The following is a 7,515-nucleotide window of genomic DNA, read 5'->3' on the forward strand; positions in this document are numbered from 1 at the left end:
AGATAACACCCCTTTTTTAATTAAAAACAATATTTATTCAACTTTTTTTGAAAAATATACAATTACCTGAAAAACAAATACATAAACCACACGAAAATAACCGCAACTTACCTTAATATATAGACTACTAAATGCACGCAGAAAATGAAGAACTTTAAAGAAGTTACATTAATAGATCGTTTGGATATTGTACACCATACTAGAAGACATTATCTTTGCTTTGTAAATAAAATATTATGATCAATATAAGCTTGCCAGATGGCAGTGTAAAACAAATGGAAAATGGGACGACTCCAATTGACGTCGCAAAAAGTATTAGCGAAGGACTTGCTAGAAATGTTATCTCTGCAAAGTTCAACAATGAAACCGTTGAAACTTCTACCCCATTAACCACCGATGGATCTATAGTTTTATACACCTGGAATGATGATGAAGGAAAAGAAGCCTTCAGACATTCATCATCTCATGTTCTTGCTCAAGCTTTACTAGAATTATATCCTGGCGTTAAACTTACGATAGGCCCTTCAATTGAAAATGGTTTTTATTACGATGTAGACACTGGTGATCATGTAATTTCTGATAAAGATTTTAAACGCATTGAAGATAAAATGCTAGAAATCGCTAGAGGAAAACATGATTTTAAAATGAGATCGGTTACAAAAGCAGAGGCTTTAGACAAATACAAGACCGAAGGAAACGAATATAAGGTTGAGCTTATTGAAAATCTAGAAGACGGAACAATTACCTTCTGCGATCATGATAGTTTTACTGATTTATGTCGCGGCGGACATATACCTAATACTGGTATTATAAAAGCTGTAAAGGTCATGAGTGTTGCTGGTGCTTATTGGAGAGGAGATGAAAACAAACCACAGCTTACGCGTGTATATGGTACATCGTTCCCTAAACAGAAAGATTTAAAGCAATATTTAGAACTTCTTGAAGAAGCTAAAAAGAGAGATCATAGAAAATTAGGTAAAGAATTAGAGCTTTTTACATTTTCTAAAAAAGTAGGACAAGGCCTTCCTTTATGGCTACCAAAAGGAGCTGCTTTACGTGAAAGACTTGAAAATTTCCTAAAAGATGCTCAGAAAAAAGCAGGGTATGAAATGGTAGTCTCTCCACATATCGCTCAAAAAGAATTATATGTAACATCTGGACACTATGCTAAATATGGAGAGGATAGCTTTCAACCTATTAACACGCCTGCAGATGGCGAAGAGTTCTTACTAAAACCAATGAACTGTCCTCATCATTGTGAAATGTATAATGCACGTCCATGGAGCTACAAAGAACTTCCAAAACGTTATGCTGAATTCGGAACTGTATATCGTTATGAGCAATCCGGTGAATTACATGGATTAACTCGCGTTAGAGGTTTTACCCAGGATGATGCTCATATTTTCTGTACTCCTGATCAAATTGACTATGAATTCAAAAATGTTATTGATTTAGTTCTTTATGTTTTTGGATCTTTAGGTTTTGAAAACTTTACAGCGCAGGTATCTTTAAGAGATCCTGAAAAGCCTGAAAAGTATATAGGTAGTGACGAAAACTGGGAAAAAGCAGAAAATGCCATTCTTAACGCCGCAAAAGAGAAAGGACTGAACTATGTTGTCGAAACTGGTGAAGCTGCTTTTTACGGGCCAAAATTAGATTTTATGGTCAAAGATGCGCTGGGCAGAAGCTGGCAATTAGGAACTATTCAAGTAGATTACAACCTACCCGAACGCTTCGAACTCACCTACAAAGGCAGTGATAATGAACTACATAGACCTGTCATGATTCATAGAGCGCCCTTTGGAAGTATGGAACGTTTTATCGCAATTTTACTTGAACATACTGGCGGTAATTTCCCTTTATGGCTTATGCCAGAACAAGCTATTATACTTACACTGAGTGAGAAATATGAGAAATACGCCAAAAAAGTTTTAAATTTGCTAGAAAATCACGAAATTCGCGCCCTTGCAGATAATAGAGGCGAGACTATGGGTAAGAAAATTAGGGAAGCAGAAATGCAAAAAATCCCTTTTATGATTATCATAGGCGAGCAAGAAGAAAAAGATGGCACAATATCTGTAAGACGTCATGGAGGTGACAACATGGGGAGTATGACAGTGGACGCTTTCGCGAAAGCGGTACAAACCGAAGTTGAAGCCACAATAAAAACATTTGAAGTTTAATTTTAAATATAGTAAGCCATAGCAATACGTAGAAAAAGATCGAAAGGTCCCGCAAGGATCATCAAGGAAGATCAACACAAGATCAATCAAAAAATTCGTGCCCGTGAGGTACGACTTGTAGGAGACAATGTTGAAGTAGGAGTATATCCTATCGCAAAAGCATTAAACATAGCCGAGGAACAAGAGCTTGATCTTGTCGAAATATCACCTAATGCTTCTCCCCCAGTTTGTAAGATCATTGACTACAAGAAGTATGTATATGAGCAAAAGAAACGTGAAAAAATCATGAAGGCGAAAGCCTCTAAAGTGATTATTAAAGAAATACGTTTTGGGCCAAATACAGATGATCATGATTACGAATTTAAAAAGAAACATGCGGAGAAATTCTTAAAAGAAGGCGCTAAGCTTAAAGCTTATGTTTTCTTTAAAGGACGTTCTATCATATATAAAGACAAAGGAGAGATTCTTTTACTTAAGCTAGCTCAAGAATTAGAGGAGTTAGGAAAAGTAGAACAATTACCGCGCTTGGAAGGTAAACGTATGACAATGTTTATCGCGCCAAAGAAAAAATAATAATACCTTAAACGGTAACACAATATAATAAACCCTTGAATTTAATAAATTCAGGGGTTTATTAACGATAAAATGCCTCGTAAAAAAGGTCATAAAAGAGAAAAGAGTTAATTAATAAAACTAGGAACAGATGCCTAAAATGAAAACAAAATCCAGTGCTAAAAAGCGTTTTAAGCTTACAGGAACTGGTAAAATCAAAAGAAAGCACGCTTTTAAGAGTCATATCCTGACAAAAAAATCTAAAAAACGTAAGCTTAAACTGACTCATGACGGATTAGTTCATGAAGCAGATGAAAACAATGTTAAATTAATGCTTCGCATGAAGTAATTAACTTAACCGGTTACATTAAAATTTATAAACCCTGGAGTTAGGCCATTAAATTGAGCAAGTGTCTTTAAGACCGCCTACTACAAAAAAAGTAAAATTATGCCAAGATCAGTAAACGCAGTAGCTTCAAGAGCCAGAAGAAAAAAGGTAATGAAGCAAGCAAAAGGTTATTTCGGACGTCGTAAAAACGTTTGGACAGTTGCAAAAAATGCGGTGGACAAAGCGATGCAATATGCATACAGAGACCGTCGCCAAAAGAAAAGAAATTTCCGTTCTTTATGGATTACTCGTATCAACGCGGGTGCACGTATGCACGGAATGTCTTATTCTCAGTTTATGGGTAGAGTAAAAGCAAATGATATCGAGCTTAACCGTAAGGTGCTTGCAGACCTTGCTATGAATCACCCAGAAGCTTTTGCAGCAATAGTAAACAAAGTAAAATAAGGCTCAAGCCGAATTTATAATAACAATTAACTCTTTTTAAAGCCCTGTTTATTTATAAGCAGGGCTTTTTAAATCGTATTGTTTAACCTACCAATTAAAAATCACTTCCTTCTCAATATCTGGATGCAAACTATAGTGCACTGGACAGCTATTTGCCGTATGTTCTAATATTTTTTGAGATTTTGAATCTATCCCTTCAGGAAAATCAAATACCACTTTAATTTTTGAAATTCTTCTAGGACCTGCACTCATTGTTTTGGTGACTTCTGCAGTTGTTCCTTTTATAGAAAGTTCCATCTGGTTTGCTTTTATTCCCATAATAGTAAGCATACAGTTTGCAAGTCCTGTAGCCACCGTATCCGTTGGGGAAAACGCCTCCCCTTTTCCTTTGTTGTCTGTAGGGGCGTCTGTTAAATAACGATTACCTGATTTAAGATGTATATTCTCAGTTCTGAGGTCTCCTAAATATGTTACTTTACTTGTCATACTTGTTCTTTTTGTAAATATAACGCTTTCGCGAAAGCAAATAAATACTTAATATAAGTAAGGAATTATTGTATTAGAAAGAAAGCCTTTTATCTAAAATTAACACATATCATCAGCAATACAACTGTTAAAACGTTGATTCTTTAAAGCTATCTTAAATTATATACTTATTTTTAAAAACCTTATATTCATTTATCTAAAGGTTATGAAATTAAAAAACTACTTACCATTTCTTTTTTTACTTTTATTTACATTACCATCACTTGCTCAATTAGGGAGCACTCATTATATACCACCTTTACATGGACGTATTGATATCACTGATGCAACAGTATATGTATCGACTCCTTTTCCTACGCCTATTAATGTAACGATATCAAGTGGTGACGGAACACTCTTAACAACACTTACGATTTCTCAAGGAAATCCTGCTATATACGAACCTACTCTAGTAGGTAATTCTCCTGTAGTTGTACAAAATTTTGAACTTAACACTCCTATTACAGGAAAAGGGCTTATACTAGAATCTACAGAATTATTCTATGTTAGTTTAAGAACTTATAATTTTAATCATGCAGGCTACTTAACAGCAAAAGGTGAAGACGCACTAGGTCAAAGTTTTAGACTTGGAAGTGCCCCTCTTAATCCTAACAATTCTGCTCATAATTTTTTTGCATCCGTAATGGCTACAGAAGATAATACAACATTATCTTTTTCTGACTTTGATCCAAATATGACTTTTCAAAATGGATTAAATACCAACCCAACTCTTAATGCTGGACAAATTTTTGTAGTTTCTGGATATAGTGGAGACCCTGATAATAATGAAGGATTTATTGGAGCGCTATTAACTGCCGACAAACCCATTGTTGTAAATAGCGGAAATTTAAGAGGAACCATGCCTAATCCAGACACTTCTGCAAATCAATGGTCCGACCATATGATTGATCAAATCGTAGATGAAAGTGCAACGGGTTTTGAATACATGCTAATACGCGGTGGTGGAAACCCTGTTTCTGAAAGACCTCTTATTATAGCTAACCAAGATAATACAGAACTATTTGTAAATGGAAATCCAATTGGGGTTACCTTAAATACTGGGGAACATTTCATTCTAGATAATGATGACTTGTACTTACCTGCAGATCCAAATGCTATACATAGAAATATGTATATCAGCACCAATGATGATACAAAGAGTATTTATGTATATCAATTTTTAGCTGGTAGATCTGGTATAAATAACCAAACCGTCACACCTCCAGATGTACCTGATGCAACTCCTGGAATGAATTTTATTCCACCCTTAAGTTGTTTCTTTCAAAATGATGTTGATTTGATACCTGCTGTAGATGAAATATACCCCAATAGTATTGAAGACTATGTAGGAAATCTTTTAATTACCTCAAGAGTAGGAAATATTGTTACTGTAAATGGAACTGTGATTCCTGCTGCAGATGCATTAGCAAATCCAGGAACACCTGATTGGGAAACATATTTCCTAGCCGATCAAATGGGAGATATCTCAATTATAGCAGATGGACCTATCGCTGTCGGTCTTTTTGGAAGTGACAATAGAGATGTAGCACAAGGACTAGGTGGATCTGCAGGATTTGGAGGATACTACTCTGGTTTTGCAGTAACTCCAGAAGATACAGAAACAGATGTTTGTACAAATGCTGGACCTATAAATTTATTAGATCGTTTTGATGGGAATCCGCCTACCGGAGGAACATGGACTCCTCCTCTTAATAGTGGAACAGATATTTTTGATCCTCTAACAGATCCTATTTCTAATCCATCACTCATTTATAACTATGTTGCTATAGGTGATTGTGACCCTATAGATGTAGATATAACAATCACACTAATTGATGCTCCTGCATTAGACCCTATTCCTAATGTGGATGCTTGTGAAACATTTTCACTACCAGACCCAGGCACAATATCTGGAAATTTCCTAAACAATCCACAATATTATGATGGACCACAATCTAACCCTACTACAAATGTTATTGACTGGACTATTCCTATCACAACCACAACAACTATTTATGTATTTGATGAAATAGAAGCTGATCCTGATAATTGTACTTCTGAGCTTTCTTTTATAATTACTGTAAATGATTTTGCTATTGCAAATCCAGTTCCAGATCAAATCGTTTGTGATGACCCTACTAATGATGGCCTTGCAATTTTTAACCTTATCTCTTTAGAAGCTACAGTTTTAGGAACTCAAAACCCATTGTCATATACGGTAACATTTCACACAACCCCCTTAGATGCAACAAATGGAACTGCTCCTATAGCTACTCCTGGTGCATATCAAGCAGGAACATCTACAATATTTGCAAGAATAGAAAATAATTTAAGCGCTGTTTGTTTTGATACAACTCCTATCAACCTTATCGTTGATATACTTCCAGTTATAAATCAAGTACCAGATCAGATTAATTGTGATGACACTTCAAATGACGGGCTAGAAATTTTTGACCTTGATGGTTTAATTCCTTTTATTATTGCACCACTTACTCCAGCAGAAGTTGAAGTTAGTTTTCACTTATCACAAGATGATGCCAATAATAATGTAGCGCCCTTAGTAACAGCTGGAGGTTACAATTCGCCAACAGATGAAATATTTATTCGCGTAGAAAACTCCATTAATGATAGCTGTTTTGATACTTCTTCATTTATGGTTATAGTAAACCAACGTCCTATTCCGGTAGATCCAGGGCCGTTTATTGTATGTGATAATACCGCAGATGGAAGTGATATCAATGGTTTTGTAGAATTTAATTTAGCCACATTAAATAACACCATTTTAGGAACACAAGATCCAACACAGTTTACACTTACATATCATATAAATGCAAATGATGCGCTTCTAGATCAAAATCCACTTCCGTTATTATTTACAAATACAATAGCGGGCGGTCAAACAATAGCGATTAGACTTGAAAATGATAATTTTACAGATTGTTTTACTGTAATTCCTCTTGAATTAGATGTTGCACCTTTACCAGTAATCATAAATCCAGCACCTTTATTAACTCAGTGTGATGATGATACTGATGGCTTTTCAGTATTTAATTTAACAGAAGGAGAGTCATTAATCTCTGCTGATTTTGCTAATGAAACTTTTCAATATTTTGATTCATTTGGTTTTCCCATACCAGATCCAATAGCATTTGTTAATAACACTATAAATAATGAAACTATAGACGTTATTGTTACTACAGTTAATGGATGTTCTCGCCCTGCTCAGTTATTACTAGAAGTAGATACCTCTCAAATTCCAGCAGGTTTCTTGCTTGAATATACTGCCTGTGATACAGATAGCGATGGTATTTCAACCTTTGATTTCAGTGATGCTACTCCACAAGTTTTAGCATTATTCCCTGCGGGTCAACTACTAACGGTTACGTATTATGAGACACTTCAAGAAGCACAGAGTGAGGTAAATGCGATTCCAGATATCTCTAATTATACAAATGTTTTACC

The 7,515-nt window shown here is 35.2% G+C and carries 6 protein-coding genes; 5 read left to right on the plus strand and 1 reads right to left on the minus strand.

Annotated features, from left to right (window positions below; translation table 11 throughout):
* Window positions 1–236 precede the first annotated feature (236 nt).
* The 4 genes from thrS to rplT all read left to right on the plus strand — a co-directional run bounded on the left by thrS (window position 237) and on the right by rplT (window position 3,528).
* Complete coding sequence (gene thrS, locus Q1A60_RS21360; protein ID WP_299770405.1) at window positions 237–2,183, plus strand: threonine--tRNA ligase; 1,947 nt, start codon at window positions 237–239, stop codon at window positions 2,181–2,183.
* Window positions 2,184–2,243: 60 nt separating this feature from the next.
* On the plus strand, window positions 2,244–2,756 hold the full coding sequence (infC, locus tag Q1A60_RS21365) for a translation initiation factor IF-3 (protein WP_299770445.1): 513 nt from the start codon (window positions 2,244–2,246) through the stop codon (window positions 2,754–2,756).
* 130 nt (window positions 2,757–2,886) lie between these two features.
* Complete coding sequence (rpmI, locus tag Q1A60_RS21370; RefSeq protein WP_089374115.1) at window positions 2,887–3,084, plus strand: 50S ribosomal protein L35; 198 nt, start codon at window positions 2,887–2,889, stop codon at window positions 3,082–3,084.
* Window positions 3,085–3,183: 99 nt separating this feature from the next.
* Window positions 3,184–3,528, plus strand: a complete 345-nt coding sequence (gene rplT, locus Q1A60_RS21375) for a 50S ribosomal protein L20 (RefSeq protein ID WP_299770347.1) — start codon at window positions 3,184–3,186, stop codon at window positions 3,526–3,528.
* Between the two features lie 87 nt (window positions 3,529–3,615).
* Here rplT and Q1A60_RS21380 read toward each other — a convergent pair whose 3' ends face one another.
* Window positions 3,616–4,014 (minus strand): OsmC family protein, encoded by a 399-nt coding sequence (locus Q1A60_RS21380; protein ID WP_299770332.1) that lies wholly within the window; start codon window positions 4,012–4,014, stop codon window positions 3,616–3,618.
* 205 nt (window positions 4,015–4,219) lie between these two features.
* Between Q1A60_RS21380 and Q1A60_RS21385 the strand changes: the two genes are divergently transcribed.
* Window positions 4,220–7,515 (plus strand): IgGFc-binding protein (locus Q1A60_RS21385; protein ID WP_299770314.1); only part of this gene is annotated, 3,296 nt, incomplete at its 3' end.

This window comes from uncultured Dokdonia sp. (assembly GCF_947492535.1).
Lineage (GTDB): Bacteria > Bacteroidota > Bacteroidia > Flavobacteriales > Flavobacteriaceae > Dokdonia.